The 14,107-nt window shown below is 60.3% G+C and carries 13 protein-coding genes; 9 read left to right on the top strand and 4 right to left on the bottom strand.

The genetic code is table 11. The features are described from left to right. Positions 1-133: 133 nt before the first annotated feature. Together ACIPOO_RS05640 and ACIPOO_RS05635 are read right to left on the bottom strand one after the other, a co-directional pair. Complete coding sequence (locus ACIPOO_RS05640) at positions 134-739, bottom strand: hypothetical protein (protein WP_274136510.1); 606 nt, start codon at positions 737-739, stop codon at positions 134-136. Between the two features lie 72 nt (positions 740-811). Then, positions 812-1,267: a PAS domain-containing protein gene (locus ACIPOO_RS05635; RefSeq protein WP_274136511.1), complete on the bottom strand. Its 456-nt coding sequence runs from the start codon at positions 1,265-1,267 to the stop codon at positions 812-814. Between the two features lie 105 nt (positions 1,268-1,372). On the opposite strand from ACIPOO_RS05635, the gene ACIPOO_RS05630 reads away from it, so the two are divergent. The 4 genes from ACIPOO_RS05630 to ACIPOO_RS05615 all read left to right on the top strand — a co-directional run bounded on the left by ACIPOO_RS05630 (position 1,373) and on the right by ACIPOO_RS05615 (position 4,675). After that, entirely contained in the window at positions 1,373-1,828 is a 456-nt protein-coding gene (locus ACIPOO_RS05630) for a flavodoxin (RefSeq protein WP_274136512.1), read from the top strand. Positions 1,829-2,021: 193 nt separating this feature from the next. Further along, positions 2,022-2,996 carry an alpha/beta fold hydrolase gene (locus ACIPOO_RS05625; protein WP_400604974.1) on the top strand — a complete coding sequence of 325 codons (975 nt, stop codon included), beginning with the start codon at positions 2,022-2,024 and terminating at the stop codon, positions 2,994-2,996. A gap of 54 nt (positions 2,997-3,050) precedes the next feature. Further along, positions 3,051-3,962 carry an SDR family oxidoreductase gene (locus ACIPOO_RS05620; RefSeq protein ID WP_400604972.1) on the top strand — a complete coding sequence of 304 codons (912 nt, stop codon included), beginning with the start codon at positions 3,051-3,053 and terminating at the stop codon, positions 3,960-3,962. Between the two features lie 188 nt (positions 3,963-4,150). After that, positions 4,151-4,675 (top strand): hypothetical protein, encoded by a 525-nt coding sequence (locus tag ACIPOO_RS05615; RefSeq protein ID WP_400604970.1) that lies wholly within the window; start codon positions 4,151-4,153, stop codon positions 4,673-4,675. Positions 4,676-4,885: 210 nt separating this feature from the next. Here the strand turns inward: ACIPOO_RS05615 and ACIPOO_RS05610 are convergent, their stop codons facing one another. Further along, positions 4,886-5,068: a hypothetical protein gene (locus tag ACIPOO_RS05610; RefSeq protein WP_400604968.1), complete on the bottom strand. Its 183-nt coding sequence runs from the start codon at positions 5,066-5,068 to the stop codon at positions 4,886-4,888. An 84-nt stretch (positions 5,069-5,152) separates the two neighbouring features. On the opposite strand from ACIPOO_RS05610, the gene ACIPOO_RS05605 reads away from it, so the two are divergent. Further along, complete coding sequence (locus ACIPOO_RS05605) at positions 5,153-8,611, top strand: dermonecrotic toxin domain-containing protein (RefSeq protein ID WP_400604966.1); 3,459 nt, start codon at positions 5,153-5,155, stop codon at positions 8,609-8,611. Here ACIPOO_RS05605 and ACIPOO_RS05600 read toward each other — a convergent pair. Continuing rightward, positions 8,608-9,411, bottom strand: coding sequence for a SirB1 family protein (locus tag ACIPOO_RS05600; protein WP_400604964.1), 804 nt, complete (start codon positions 9,409-9,411; stop codon positions 8,608-8,610). The two genes, ACIPOO_RS05605 and ACIPOO_RS05600, sit on opposite strands and share 4 nt — an antisense overlap. 205 nt (positions 9,412-9,616) lie before the next feature. Between ACIPOO_RS05600 and ACIPOO_RS05595 the strand changes: the two genes are divergently transcribed. The 4 genes from ACIPOO_RS05595 to ACIPOO_RS05580 all read left to right on the top strand — a co-directional run bounded on the left by ACIPOO_RS05595 (position 9,617) and on the right by ACIPOO_RS05580 (position 13,974). Further along, on the top strand, positions 9,617-10,639 hold the full coding sequence (locus ACIPOO_RS05595; RefSeq protein ID WP_274136518.1) for a Glu/Leu/Phe/Val dehydrogenase dimerization domain-containing protein: 1,023 nt from the start codon (positions 9,617-9,619) through the stop codon (positions 10,637-10,639). Positions 10,640-10,736: 97 nt separating this feature from the next. Then, positions 10,737-11,837, top strand: a complete 1,101-nt coding sequence (gene pdhA / locus ACIPOO_RS05590) for a pyruvate dehydrogenase (acetyl-transferring) E1 component subunit alpha (RefSeq protein ID WP_274136519.1) — start codon at positions 10,737-10,739, stop codon at positions 11,835-11,837. Then, positions 11,827-12,843, top strand: coding sequence for an alpha-ketoacid dehydrogenase subunit beta (locus ACIPOO_RS05585; RefSeq protein WP_400604961.1), 1,017 nt, complete (start codon positions 11,827-11,829; stop codon positions 12,841-12,843). Before pdhA ends, ACIPOO_RS05585 begins: the two co-directional genes overlap by 11 nt. An 18-nt stretch (positions 12,844-12,861) precedes the next feature. Further along, complete coding sequence (locus ACIPOO_RS05580; RefSeq protein WP_400604959.1) at positions 12,862-13,974, top strand: dihydrolipoamide acetyltransferase family protein; 1,113 nt, start codon at positions 12,862-12,864, stop codon at positions 13,972-13,974. Positions 13,975-14,107: the final 133 nt, after the last annotated feature.

The raw sequence follows: 14,107 nt of genomic DNA, 5'->3' as shown, positions 1-14,107 counted from the left end.
GCGCCCCCCCCCCCCCCCGGCGGCCCCCGCCCCCCGGCCCGCGTGGCGTGTCTATCGTCGGCCCCCCCCCCCCCCCCCCCCCCGCGCGCCCCACCCCCCCCCCCCCCCCCCCCCCCCCCCCCCCCCCCCGCTCCTACAGGTGCATCGAAGGATGAATCTTGCGGTGTTCCTGCAGGATGTACTGGCGCAGGCGCTCGGTGTCTTCCTTGCTGTTCTGGCTCAGGCGGTAGGCGGCCAGGCCTTGCTCGGTCAGGCGTTCGAAGGTCCCGCGCAGCGCGATGGGGGCCAGGCCGTTGGGGGTGAACCAGGCCGAGAAATACTTGGGCGGTTTGGTCTGCTTGCGGATTTCCAGCAGGATGCCCTTGAACGATATTTCATGGACCCACAGCGCGGTCAGCGAGCCCTTCTCGGTTTCCAGTGCCACTGGCTGCGGCAGAATCAGGCGCCACGGACGAATCCGCGGGCCCTCTTCGAAAATGCTCGGCGCACCCAGTTCCAGGTGCAGCGCGTGAAACTCGTCTTCGACCAGATGCAGCGGAAAGGTCATCTGCTGATTGTCGAATTGCGCCTGAATCGTCACTTGCTCATGGGCGGCCAGTCGCGTCAGCAGGTCCTGAATCTGTACTCCACCATTAACCACCAGGCTGCGCGACTTGTCGTGCACATTCAGCTTGGGGTTGTGCTGCATGTTCTGGATGAAGTCCAGCTCATCCTGCGTGAGGATATTGTCGCGCTGCATGGTCAAGCTCGATTAACCGGTTATTGAAAAAAGAGACAATAAATTCGTTTTTTGGTTGCTGCCGTTCGTCAGTTACAGGATTTTGCGCTTCAACGCCTCTATCTCAAGGCGAGCTTGCGCCAGTTCGGCCTGCAATTCGACAATTTTTTCCTGAGCCAGCACCTGCTCGGTCACGTCCTTTTGTATGCCGATGAAATACATCGAGTTCTCGGCATCGTTGAAAACCGGCGTGATCGACAGCTCATTCCAGAATGACGTGCCGTCCTTGCGATAGTTGCGCAGCACCTGACGGCAGGGCTCGCCTGTTTCCAGGGCTTGGCGAATGACGCCTACCGCCGGCTGGTCGCGGTCCTCGGCCTGCAGAAAACGGCAGTCCTGATACAGGATTTCGTCGGCGCTGAAGCCCGTCAGGCGTTCGAACGCCTTGTTGGCATAGATGAGGATGTTATCGTCACCCTCGTGCTCGGCGACCACGATGCCGTCATTGGATACATCGACCATCAGCTGCATCAGTTTTGCGTTAATCATTACACGCTCCCGGGCAGCCATCGCAAAGCCAGCATTCTAAGACATTACGAGCGCCTCAGGCATAATGGCGCACTTTTTACTCAGCCATGGAATCAGGATTACAGCATGAAAGTCGCCATTGTTTCGGGCTCGGTGTACGGCTCGGCCGAAGAAGTTGCCCGACACGCTCAGCAGATCATCAAAGACGCCGGTCACGAGGTGTATTTCAATTCCCGCGCGACGCTGGCCGATCTGCAGGCCTTCGCGCCCGAGGCGTTGCTGGCCGTTACCTCGACGACGGGCCTGGGTGAGCTGCCCGACAACCTTCAGCCGCTGTACTCGCAGATCCGCGATGTGCTGCCTGGCGCATGGCGCGGCCTGCCGGGTGGCGTGATCGCTCTGGGCGATGCCAGTTACGGCGACACCTTCTGCGGCGGTGGCGAGCAGATGCGGGAACTGTTTCTGGAACTGGGCGTGCGCGAGGTGCAGGACATGCTGCGCCTGGACGCCAGCGAGACCGTCACTCCTGAAACCGACGCCGAGCCCTGGCTTGCCGATTTCGTCCAGCAATTGAGCGCCTGAACACATGCCGGCCTGTGATGCCCGCGCCAGAGCGCTGCGCCACAGGCTGACTCGCCGGGCCACTAAGGTGGCTGCCAAGGCAAGTTTCGCTTTCCCCACGGCTGGCTAGACTGCTGAACCATGAGAGCAGAATAACCGCCGGAGGGACGCCGATCGTGAAAGCCGATTTTTGCAAACCAGGAACTGCGCTGTAATGAGCCTGGCGGAAATCCCGCTGTGCGTCTGGCGCACCCGTGGGCATGACTTCGCGTTCAGGGGCCGGAACATCCGCTACTGGGCGGCGGGGCAAGGTGAGCCGTTGCTGCTCATCCACGGCTTTCCGACCGCCAGTTGGGACTGGCATTACCTGTGGCAGCCTCTGTCACGCCGTTATCGGGTCATCGCTTGCGACATGCTCGGTTTCGGCGATTCGGACAAACCCCGCGATCATGACTACAGCCTCATCGAGCAGGCGGACCTTCAACAGGCGTTGCTCGATCATCTTCAGGTGTCGCAGCCGGTGCATGTACTGGCCCACGACTACGGCGACAGCGTTGCCCAAGAGTTGCTGGCCCGCCACGGCGAAGGCCGGTTCGACATGGCCAGTTGCGTATTTCTCAATGGCGGGTTGTTTCCGGAAACACACCGGGCGCTGTTCATCCAGAAGCTGCTGCTCAGCCCGCTGGGCTGGCTGATCGGCCGGATTTTTGACCGGTGCAGCCTGGACCGGGATTTCAGCCGCGTGTTCGGCCCCGATACCCGCCCCAGTGAAAGTGAGCTGGATGACTTCTGGAGCCTGATCGCCGCCGGCCAGGGGCATCACATTCTGTACCGCCTGGTCAGCTATATACCGGAGCGCCTTCGCCACCGGGAACGCTGGGTCCAGGCCATGCAGCACGGCCGGGTGCCGATGCGCTTCATCAATGGCGCAGGGGATCCGGTGTCCGGCCGGCACATGGTCGAACGTTATAGAGAGCTGGTGCCCGATCCTGACACCATCCTGATCCCGGCCATCGGCCGCTATCCGCACATCGAGGCGCCCAACCTGGTCCTGCGCCTGTATGAAGAATTTCGCAGCGGGCTTTACGGGCTGTTGCCGGTGGCCGCCACATCTCGGGTCGTGCAGGACAGTGCTCCGGCCAATCATCCCTTTGCGTTATCGACCACCATTCAGAGCGGCTCGTGTTGATTGTGACCGGCCCGTGACTGACCGACACTCTCCTTCACAAATGGGGGAGAGCACATGAGCGAATCTGTACGTTTCGAAGATAAAGTCGTGATCGTCACGGGTGCCGGTGGCGGACTGGGTCGTGCCCACGCCTTGCTGTTCGCCCGCCATGGTGCGCGTGTGGTGGTCAACGACCTGGGTGGCTCAGCCCATGGCGAAGGCGCCAACGCCTCGGCGGCCGACCGCGTGGTGGCCGAAATTCGCGAGGCCGGCGGACAGGCCGTTGCCAACCATGACTCGGTGACCGACGGCGAGCGCATCGTGCAGCACGCGCTGGATGCGTTCGGTCGCATCGACGTGGTGGTCAACAATGCCGGGATCCTGCGTGACAAGAGCTTCGCAAAAATGGAGGACGCCGACTGGGACCTGGTCTACCGCGTTCACGTCGAAGGCGCCTACAAAGTCACCCGCGCCGCCTGGCCTCACCTGCGCGAACAGAACTATGGCCGGGTGATCTTCACCGCTTCCACGTCGGGCATCTACGGCAACTTCGGCCAGGCCAACTACGGCATGGCCAAGCTTGGGCTATATGGCCTGACCCGCACCCTGGCGCTGGAAGGGCGCAAGAACAACATCCTGGTCAACGCCATCGCCCCCACGGGCGGCACCCGCATGACCGAAGGCCTGATCCCTGCCAGCGTTTTCGAGTTGCTCAAGCCGGAACTGGTCAGCCCGTTAGTGGTGTACCTGGGCAGCGAACAGTGCCAGGACAGCGCCGGGCTGTACGAAGTTGGCGGCGGCTGGGTCGGAAAAGTGCGCTGGGAACGTAGCCTGGGCGCGGGATTCGATCCCCACGCTGGATTCACCCCTGAAGATGTTGCAGCGCGGTGGGGCGCCATCGGCGACTTCACCGACGCTGTTCATCCGGCGGATAACGTCGAAGCGCTGAAAGAGATGATGGCTAATTTGCAGCGCTTTAACGGCTGACGGGTTTACCGCAGTTCCAGGCGGCCAGTTCGAGTGATCGGACTGGCCGTTTTTGTAGGATAGTTATTTGGCTGGTTGTAGGACTCGTCTCTAAATTAAGCAATGATCCCGTCTTCACGGATTTTGCCTCAATACCGGTGATAACCGCCCGACACCTCGAAAGATGCATTCTGTCTTTTGGAGGTTTTATGATTGGTAATTTGAGTCAGGTGGAGAAGCGTCTGAAACTGTATCAGCCGCTTCCAGACAAGAGGTTTGAGGTCAAATCAGGACTTGCTCCACGCGAGGAGGCAATCAAGCAGCAAGTGCGGCAATATTGGTCGGACAAGACCATTGCCGATGTAAAAAAACTGGAAGGGCTCAATCTGGATCTGAGCGGTTTCGATCCCCGGCGCACGACAAATAGACAGTTGCTTGAGGTGACTGCTTTTTTAGCCGATCAGGGTTTGATCGACAGCGATCTTGCGCATTCCATATCCAGTATGGACATGCCGCTGGATGCACAGGGCAACCCCCTTACGCTGGACAAGGAAATTGACGCCTATGAATTCCTGGCGAGCAAACTGGCGTCGTTGAACAGGGAGTCTTTCAAAGACAATGAGCTAGCGAAGGGTGAACGGATAGAGGTCAATGCGGCGTTGTCCGTTTTGTTGGCGCTGGAGGGGTACGCGAAAACACCAAGGGAAAAGCCGCTGGTCAATATTCGGGTTTAACCTGGAACGGCACGCTTATATGGATATAAAAGCCATCATGCGCCGAGGCAACTTTCAGTGATAAAAAAAGCCGCTGCTAAGCAGCGGCTAAACAAGACGTAAGATCCAGGAGCTTGAAAATCCACGTCGGGAAACAGGGCAGGAGTCTGGAAGCTGCCAGTCTCAGGAATCCTGTTTCCAGTTCGCGGCGAGGGCGGCCGCGAAGTGAGTTCATGGTAGGGGTTTGCTGTTGGTGAAAACATAGCGGTTTACGACATGCAGTATTGCTAGTGCGGTAACAATGCGCCGGGTATTCAGACGGTGCCTGAATGTTTTTCCTACATGTTGCGTCGGCCCGAAAAACGCCATGCGATAGATATATACCGCATCCGTATCTTCAAGATGGCGTTTCATGACGGCTCATTTTCGTCGTTTGTCTGCTTTCCCGACCGGCTGGATGCCGCCAGGGGACGAACGACCTACCCTGGAGCTGTACCTATGAACGACATATCCATTGCCCTCCCACGATCCTCTGATCGACGCGACTGCATCACCCGTCAAATGGCTGATCTGACCCGCGCAAGTGCTTCTTCCAATGCGCTGCTGAGCCGACATCCCAGCCTGCGCGAGCGTGCTTGCGAGCTGCTTGTCGAGGCCCTGAAGGACGTTGACCTGAAACAGGCCTGTGGGGTTTCCAGCCCTCACGCACTCTTCTTCAACCAATTCGACAACAGTGGGCGTATTCATTCCGTCGCGATGTCGGACCTGCTGGTGGACGCCATGCGTCATGGCCATTCGGTGGTGGACATCGAGGGTGCAGGATTTTTCACCCGCCACGACAGCATAGGGCATCAATCCGCGGTTCCATACGATCTGAGTCGCCAATTGCAAGACACGGTCACACGGTTTGCCCCTATCTTGCCAGGCTACTACCGAGCGCGGCTGCTTGCCCCCTGGAGCGTGCCGGATGCCAACCCACAGAATCCATCGGCCAAACCCAGGACCCAATCCGAGACTTTGGCCGGGCAGCATCGGCGCGCACTGCAGTGCGAAGTCGAATTGCGCGGTTATTCGGGGATGCTGTCGGCCGATGAGCAGAAGCGCCTGGCCGATGTTCTCGAAACCGCTCCGGCAAACGGAGTATTCAGCCTCGTGTGGACGACCACCGATGGCACTCGCGTGACCGTACCGTCGATCTATGTCGCCAGTCAGGCGGGACGTCAGGAGGCGCAGCCTTCGGGCGTGGTTTTCCTGATCATGCCCGCTCGCGGAATCGAGCGTTATGAATCCATCGACTTGTTGCGTGAGGCACTGAGCGGACCACTGGCGGATGTCGTGAAGGACTTTCTGTTGATCCGTGACCAGTTGCGTCTGCAAAGCCAGGCAACGATCGGACTGGATGCATGGCACTTCGAGCCAATGAGCGATGCGCTTATCGATGTCCATGTGCAGGCGGTGGAATGCAAGCAGATGAAGGACTGCAACTTCCTTCTCACGCAAGACGGTAACGATGCCGACCGGTCGACATTCTATGCCGAACTGGAGCGGGTACACACCTGTGCGCATCTGGACGACGCAATGGGGCATCGCTTCATCGCACTGACCGCGCAGATGACCGAGATCCTGCAACCGGATTGGCGCAAATATGCGGACTTCCAAAAGAAAGACAAACTGTTGCAGCTTGAGCAGGCAAATGATGAAAGCAAGAATAACGTCGACGAACTGTTCGGCGCTGTTACATCGCTCGAAGATTTTGCCTACCGGGAAATTACCCACTTCATGTCTCAACATCTGGGCCGTTTCGTTGATCCGAATCTTGTGCAGATTACCTTGCACGACTCCATCGAACTGGGCGGCAATGAAACGTTGGCGGCTACTTGTCAGAAGTCGCTGATGGAGTTTGCGCTTCAAGGGCTGCCGGAAGGTGCGGGCAGCATGACCTTCAGCCCGTCTCCCGATCAGATCCATGTCGATTTCTCCGCCCGGTTCGTCACTGGGATGCTTGACCTCCTCGACCTTCATCGACGTTACGAGCAGGAGCTGCATCGGATCGCGGCCGATGACGAGAGTCTTCGAGTCATGGCTCGCCATCGTGACTGTGCTATCGCTCTGGGTGCGTTCTCAGCAAGGATGCAAGGTCATTTGCTGCAAGACCGTAGCGTTGACCTCGTTCAGAATGTTCGCACTGACGCCGTCCGCAACGGAGTCGTTCACAGCATTGGCAGTCTTCATCTGGCGTTCCCTGATACCCGGTTCAAGGATGTGATTGTCATCGAGGAAAAAACGGCATTCGATGATCACTATGTCCTGTACGCCCCCGGATCTCCCAATGGACGCGACTTTTATGAGTTCGCCACATGGCGGCAGTTGAGTCATGAGGTCGGGGGCTGGCTGGCGGCTGAATCTGGAAGGAATTACGTAGGCCGTCAGTTGGCGGGGGCCAATCAGTCGGGTGTGATCTCCACGCTCAACAGTGTGCTGCTCAAGCCATCGACCTGGGGCGTCGATAGCTGCAAATTCGTTCGCAGCATTGAATCAGGCTATGAAAACCGCCTGCTTGGCCTCGTCCGTGTGAAAGCGCTGAGGGGACTATCCACGCGTCACTATGACCCGCAACTGTCGAACCGCGGCCCCGCAAATGTGAAGCCATCGCAACGAGCGATGGTGGATTCTCGAATCGAGGCGTTGAATGAGGAGCTCGCCAGGCTGTCTCCGAACATGCTGTCTCTTCGTGATTATGCGCACAAGAAGGCGAGCCATAGCCTGAACAGTTACTTGCAACATGTGCAATACCTGACACACGTGGATCCGGACACCTTGTATTTCGGTCTGGGCGTGCCGGCTACCGATACACCCAACTTCAATGAACTGCCGTCGTTCACCGATCTGATGATGTACGGAAGTGAAGATGTGCATGGCTACTGGCCGCAAGTGCACCTCTATTCATCAGTTGGACAGAATATTCAGAAGTTTCCAGCGAGTGTGATGCCTGCCATGAGCCGGGCAATCAGGAAAACTGATGTTGCAGTCAAGTATATGAAATACCTGACTGACGAATTTCTCAAGCCCACAAGCCCGAATTACAAGCGTCGTCAAACTGTTCATGCCCAGCGTCTTGCTTATGAGATGCTTCGTGGCGCGATGACGGAGTTCGTGAAAGGGCATCTGGATCCAGCCCAATATTCATGGTTGAGCCAAATCATCACTCCGATTACCGGGGGTGCATCAAAACCCACGGCAGCGGGAAGTCGAAATATTTCCCCATTCATTATCGCAGGCTACCGCGTCGAAGGCGTCTACTGTTTCCGGGATGACAGTGCCAATGAACCTCGTCACGAGTTGCTGTACACCCCCGGAGCCCCGGATGGCCGGGATTTCCGACCGCTGACTGACTACGCACAGTTGCTGGGCACTGCCGAGATGCAAAGCTATTACCTGGCTCGCGTTGCTCACGAGGGGCAGATGAAGGTCGGCACCTTCATGGACATGCTCGACCGGGGCGGCAAATACAATCCGAAACTGATAAAAATCGTGTACTGGACCGACGAGCCAGTCAGGGACTTTCGTCAGCTCTACTCGCAGATGATCGATCGCATGATCAGGGATGTAGACAGTGCGACTGTCAGCATCGACGAGAGGCAACGTGCGGTGGCGTGGAAGGTCATCGATTGGACCGTCACTATCGTGACGCTTCCATTCCCGCAGGCGAGTTTTGCGTGGTCAGTCCTCACCACTAGCCTAAAATTCGTGGAGGCGGCCAAAGCCTACGATTCGGGTGACCGGGGAACTGCTCTCAAGCTGTTTGCAGAAGGGGTTATCGGGTTGATTGGCATAGCCGATGAGGTCCGGGTGGCGGCAACAGGGGCGCAAAGCCTTAAGATGTACGTCGCATCGCCTGTGATTGATTGGGCCTGGAAAAAGCTTCAGACGACCAGCGTTTACAGGATGTTGGCCTAATGAATCGCCCGACCCGACGGCAGTTGCACCAGCCGCTGGGTCAACCTGATCCGCTGTACAGGATCGTCACTCAGTAACAACGCGTGCTCCAGGTCGAATCGTTCGGCCTGCGGGCATTCCAGATGCTGGTACAGGCTGGCGCGGGCGAGGTAATCGCTTGTGTTGGCCTGGCCCAGTTCCAGTACCCGGTTGGCGTCCTTGAGGGAGGCCATGAAATCATCGTTGATCTGGTGCAGATGCCGCAGGTTGCGCGACAGGCGCTGGATCATCGCGACCGGCGTTGCCGTGACCATGTGCTCGGCCTTGAGCGCAATATCCGGGCCGAACTGGCGCAGCAGCAATTCCCGGCAGTCCTTGGGGTAGAGCCTGCGGCCATCGCAAGGGTCAAACGTGTGATCGGCTCCCGGCACGCGCAGCAGGAAATGCCCGGGAAAGTTCACCCCCTCCAGCGGAATCTCCAGGCGCCTGGCCAGCTCAAGCGCGACCAGTGCCAGCCCCAGCGGCTGACCGCGCCTGCGCTCGACGATCTTGTGCAACAGCGCGACCTGCGGTTTGGGCTGGGCGACATCGTCCTGCTGAAAGCCGATCGTCGCCATCTGGCGCAGCAAAGGCTGGGCGAGCTCGGCAGCCGGGATCAGGGGCAGGGCAGCGCTGATGCGACGCTGCAGTTCTGCGAGCAGTTCCCGGGTTTGCCCCAGGTCCACTCCGGCGTCGTGTTCCAGAGATATCCACAGGGCAGCCTCGAACGTCGAGGGCGGGATGCGTTGCAGGCATTCGAGACAATTTTGGCGCGGGTTCATCGGCTTCTCCGGTCGGATCGGGCGTCTGACTTCAGGCTGACGATGCTCCCGTTTTAGCGCTGCGGGCAAGGTTCGTCCAGCGCCGATTGTTGCAGGGTGCGTTCTGCGTCGGCGTTGCAGACAGGTTGTCAGGATCTGCCCAACGAAGCCGTCGATTTTTCTGCCAGCGCCTATACTCGCAGAACAAAAACCGGGAGCACTGCCTATGTTCGCTCTCATGCAAAGTTCACGTGTTCAATCGCTGCACCTGATCGTCGATTCGCACACCTGCCTCAAAGCCGTGATCGCGATTCACAGCAGCCAGAAAGGTCCGGCTCTGGGTGGCTGTCGCTATCTTTCCTATCCGAATGAAGAGAGCGCTATAGAAGACGCTATTCAGTTGGCCAGGAACATGAGCTACAAGGCCGTGCTGGCTGGCTTGTCGCTGGGCGGCGGGACGGCGGTCATCCTGCGTCCGGCCCACGTGCCGGATCGCGCGGCCCTGTTCGAGGCATTCGGACGTTTCGTCGAAACCCTGGATGGCCGTTACATCACGGCCATGGACAGTGGCACCTCGATAGAAGACATGGACTGCATCGCCCAGTACACCCAGCACGTCACCAGCACCACCAACACCGGCGATCCGGCAGCCCATACCGCGTTGGGGCTGTATGCCGGGATTCGCGCCACGGCCATGGCCCGGCTGGGCAGCGACAACCTCGAAGGGCTGCGAGTGGCCATCCAGGGCCTGGGGCATGTGGGTTATGCCCTGGCCGAGCAACTGCATTCGGCAGGTGCAGAGTTGCTGGTGGCGGACCTGGACAGCGGCAAGGTGCAACTGGCCATGGAACAGATGGGCGCCAAGCCGGTTGCCAGCGAGGCCTTGCTCAGCACCGCCTGCGACATTCTCGCGCCCTGCGGGCTGGGCGGCGTGCTCAACAGCCACAGCGTGACCAAACTGCGCTGCGCGGCCGTGGCGGGCGGCGCCAACAACCAGTTGAGTTGCGCGGCCATCGCCGATCAGCTCGAAGCCCGCGGCATCCTCTACGCTCCCGATTACGTCATCAATTCAGGGGGATTGATCTACCTGGCGCTGCAACATCAAGGAGAAAACCAGAACACCATCACCGCACATCTGTCCCAGATAGGAACACGGCTGACTGAAGTATTTGCCCATGCCCAGGCCGAGAAGCGCTCACCCGCGCGGGTAGCCGATGCATTGGCAGAACGCCTGTTGAACCTCGAATAAGCGCCTTACCGGCGCGATTCGAACGAAGCTTTCGACCACAAGTCGCAAAGCCAAGACCATCACGCGCCACGACGAGGGCGCGTGTCAGGAGTGTGCAATGTCCAATAACAAGATCGATCTTGCGTACACCCGTTATCTGTCCCCGGACGGTCAACTGACCGGCGAGCTTCCCCAGTGGGCCGATGACTTCAACCTCCTCACCCGCCTTTACCGACAAATGGTCCTGACCCGGCTTTTCGACCAGAAAGCCGTGGCACTGCAACGCACCGGCCGGATCGGCACCTACGCACCCACCCTCGGCCAGGAAGCCATTGGCGTTGCCATCGGCAGCCTGATGCACCCCGAAGACGTGCTGATTCCCTATTACCGCGACACTGCCGTGCAACTGATGCGCGGGGTGCGCATGGAAGAAATTCTCCTGTACTGGGGCGGCGACGAACGCGGCAGTGACTATGCCGAGCCTGCCGTGGCCCAGGACTTTCCGTTGTGCGTGCCCATTGCGACCCAGGCGCTGCATGCCTGTGGGGTGGCCAGTGCCTTCAAGATCCGGGGCGAGCATCGGGTGGCCGTGACCACCTGCGGCGACGGTGCGACCAGCAAGGGCGACTTTCTCGAAGCCCTGAACGTGGCGGGTGCCTGGCAATTGCCGGTGGTGTTCGTCATCAACAACAACCAGTGGGCGATCTCCGTGCCCCGGCGCATCCAGTGCGGCGCCCCGACCCTGGCGCAGAAGGCCGTGGGCGCGGGCTTTCATGGTGAGCAGGTGGACGGCAACGACATCCTTGCTGTGTATGACCGCATGCAGGTAGCGCTGGAACGGGCGCGCAAGGGCAAGGGCCCGGTGTTGCTGGAATGCATCAGCTATCGGCTGGGGGATCACACCACCGCCGACGACGCCACCCGTTATCGTCCTGCCGATGAGGTCAAGCAGGCCTGGCAGGAGGAACCGATCAAGCGGCTGCAGTCATTCATGGCTGCCCAGGGCGTGTGGGACGAGGGCCGGGAGCAGGCCTTGATCGCCGAATGCCAGGGCCTGGTCCAGCAGTCTGTGGATAACTTCGAGAACGCCGGCAACCAGGCGCCCGAGTCGGTCATCGACCATGTCTATGCGAAATGGCCAGCGCCGTTGGCCGATCAGCGCGAGTGGTTCCTTGAGCGTGTGGCCCGTCGTAATGGAGGTGCCGGTCATGGCGAATGATCTGTCCAAGGACAAGCCTGCGGTAGATAAAAAAGTAAGCCTGCTCGAAGCGGTCAACCTGGCGATGCACCGCGCAATGAGCGAGGACGAGAACGTCGTGGTGCTGGGCGAGGATGTCGGTGTCAACGGCGGCGTGTTCCGCGCCACCCAGGGTCTGCGCGACACTTTTGGTTTCAAACGAGTGATCGACTCGCCACTGGCTGAAACAATGCTCGGCGGGCTGGTCATCGGCATGGCGGCCCAGGGGCTGAAACCTGTGGTGGAAATCCAGTTCATGGGCTTCATCTACGCCGCGATGGAACACCTGGTGTCCCACGCCGCACGCATGCGCAATCGCACCCGGGGGCGCCTGAGTTGCCCGATGGTCATGCGTTCGCCCATGGGCGCGGGGATTCGCGCGCCCGAACACCACAGCGAAAGTACCGAAGCGATGTTCGCCCATGTACCGGGGTTGCGCGTGGTGATTCCTTCCTCGCCGGCCCGCGCCTATGGCCTGCTGCTGGCAGCCATCGACGATCCTGACCCTGTGATCTTTCTCGAACCCACTCGCCTCTATCGCATGAACCCGCAAACCCTCGTCGACGATGGCAAACGCCTGCCGCTGGACACCTGCTTTACCCTGCGCGAAGGCAGTGACATCACCCTCATCAGTTGGGGCGCCAGCGTTCACGAAACCTTGCAGGCTGCCAACGCGCTTGCCGAGCAGGGCGTGTCGGCGGAGGTGATCGACGTGGCCTGCGTCAAACCGCTGGACCTGGACACCCTCGAAGCGTCAGTGCGCAAGACCGGGCGTTGCGTGATCGTCCACGAAGCGCCACGTGCCGGCGGCCTGGGCGGGGAAATCGCCGCCAGCCTCTACGAGCGTGCGCTGCTGGATTTGCAGGCGCCGATCCAGCGGGTCACCGCGCCTGACATTCCGCCGCCGCTCTATCGCCTGGAGCAGCTGTACATTCCCAGCGTCGAAGACATCCTTCACGCCTGTGACACTGTCCTGAATTACGCCTGACGGCCGAGGAGGCTTGCGATGAAATATTTCAAACTGCCCGACCTGGGCGAAGGCTTGCAGGAAGCGGAAATCGTCGAGTGGCACGTCAAGGCGGGGGACACGGTAAAGGCCGACCAGTTGGTGGTGTCGGTCGAGACGGCCAAGGCCATCGTCGACATTCCTGCGCCCTATGACGGCGTGGTGGCGAAAGTCTACGGTGGTGATGGCGACATCCTTCACGTGGGCGAACCCTTGATGGCATTTGAAGGCGAGGGCGATGCGGGAACGGTCGTCGGACGCCTGGAAGGGGGCGGCAGCAGCCAGGACGATCAATTTTTCGTCGGCGCTGCGCCGTCTACCCGTGAACACCTCTCGACCCGCGCCACCCCAGCGGTACGGCAACTGGCCCGGCAATTGGGCGTCGATCTGAATGCCTTGAGCGGTTCAGGGAGCGACGGCCTGATAACCCGCGCCGATGTGGAAAACGCCTCCCAGGCCGAGCGCGACAAGTTCGGCGGCGAAAAACTGCGTGGCGTGCGCCGCAGCATGGCGCTGAACATGGCCAAATCCCACGCCGAAGTGGTGCCCGTGACGATTTTCGGCGATGCCGACCTGCATCACTGGGGCGCCGCCCGGGATCCGCTGATTCGCATCGGCAAGGCCATGGCTGCGGCGTGCAGGGTAGAGCCGGTGCTCAACAGCTGGTTCGACGGCAAGTCGCTGTCGATCAAACACCACGAGAAGCTCGATCTGGGGATCGCCGTTGATACCCCCGACGGCCTGTTCGTGCCGGTATTGCGCGACGTCGGCAATCGTCAGGCGGCGGATTTGAAGGAGGGGCTCAACTGCCTGCGCGCCGACGTCAAGGCCCGCTCGATTCCACCCAAGGAAATGATGGGCGCTACCATCACCCTGTCCAACTTCGGCACCCTGTTCGGCCGCTACGCCAACCCCATCGTCGTACCGCCGCAAGTGGCGATCATCGGCGCAGGCGGCATTCGCCAGGAACCGGTGGCCATGGACGGGCAAGTGGTCATCCACCCGATCCTGCCGCTGTCATTGACCTTCGACCACAGGGCGGTGACAGGAGGCGAGGCTGCGCGGTTCTTCAAGGCGTTGGTGGAGGAGCTGGAAAAACCTGAATCCACCTGACTGAAACCCGATCCATTGTAGGAGCGGGGGGGGGGGGGGGGGGGGGGGGGGGGGGGGGGGGGGGGGGGGGGGGGGGGGGCGACCGCCCCCCCCCCCCCCCCCGCCGCCGGGGGGGGGGGGGGGGGGGGTGGGT

It is taken from the genome of Pseudomonas sp. NPDC090201, from assembly GCF_044746825.1.
Lineage (GTDB): Bacteria > Pseudomonadota > Gammaproteobacteria > Pseudomonadales > Pseudomonadaceae > Aquipseudomonas > Aquipseudomonas putida_AD.
Note: the sequence above shows the minus strand (reverse complement) of the source record. Positions and strands in the feature narration are given on the sequence as shown.

Excerpts from the sequence above, each read along its gene's own strand:
- pdhA (WP_274136519.1), top strand. The coding sequence starts at position 10,737 with ATGTCCAATAACAAGATCGATCTTGCGTACACCCGTTATCTGTCCCCG.
- ACIPOO_RS05610 (WP_400604968.1), bottom strand. The coding sequence starts at position 5,068 with ATGAAACGCCATCTTGAAGATACGGATGCGGTATATATCTATCGCATG.
- ACIPOO_RS05640 (WP_274136510.1), bottom strand. The coding sequence starts at position 739 with ATGCAGCGCGACAATATCCTCACGCAGGATGAGCTGGACTTCATCCAG.
- ACIPOO_RS05585 (WP_400604961.1), top strand. The coding sequence starts at position 11,827 with ATGGCGAATGATCTGTCCAAGGACAAGCCTGCGGTAGATAAAAAAGTA.
- ACIPOO_RS05580 (WP_400604959.1), top strand. The coding sequence starts at position 12,862 with ATGAAATATTTCAAACTGCCCGACCTGGGCGAAGGCTTGCAGGAAGCG.
- ACIPOO_RS05595 (WP_274136518.1), top strand. The coding sequence starts at position 9,617 with ATGTTCGCTCTCATGCAAAGTTCACGTGTTCAATCGCTGCACCTGATC.
- ACIPOO_RS05630 (WP_274136512.1), top strand. The coding sequence starts at position 1,373 with ATGAAAGTCGCCATTGTTTCGGGCTCGGTGTACGGCTCGGCCGAAGAA.
- ACIPOO_RS05600 (WP_400604964.1), bottom strand. The coding sequence starts at position 9,411 with ATGAACCCGCGCCAAAATTGTCTCGAATGCCTGCAACGCATCCCGCCC.
- ACIPOO_RS05635 (WP_274136511.1), bottom strand. The coding sequence starts at position 1,267 with ATGATTAACGCAAAACTGATGCAGCTGATGGTCGATGTATCCAATGAC.
- ACIPOO_RS05620 (WP_400604972.1), top strand. The coding sequence starts at position 3,051 with ATGAGCGAATCTGTACGTTTCGAAGATAAAGTCGTGATCGTCACGGGT.
- ACIPOO_RS05625 (WP_400604974.1), top strand. The coding sequence starts at position 2,022 with ATGAGCCTGGCGGAAATCCCGCTGTGCGTCTGGCGCACCCGTGGGCAT.
- ACIPOO_RS05615 (WP_400604970.1), top strand. The coding sequence starts at position 4,151 with ATGATTGGTAATTTGAGTCAGGTGGAGAAGCGTCTGAAACTGTATCAG.
- ACIPOO_RS05605 (WP_400604966.1), top strand. The coding sequence starts at position 5,153 with ATGAACGACATATCCATTGCCCTCCCACGATCCTCTGATCGACGCGAC.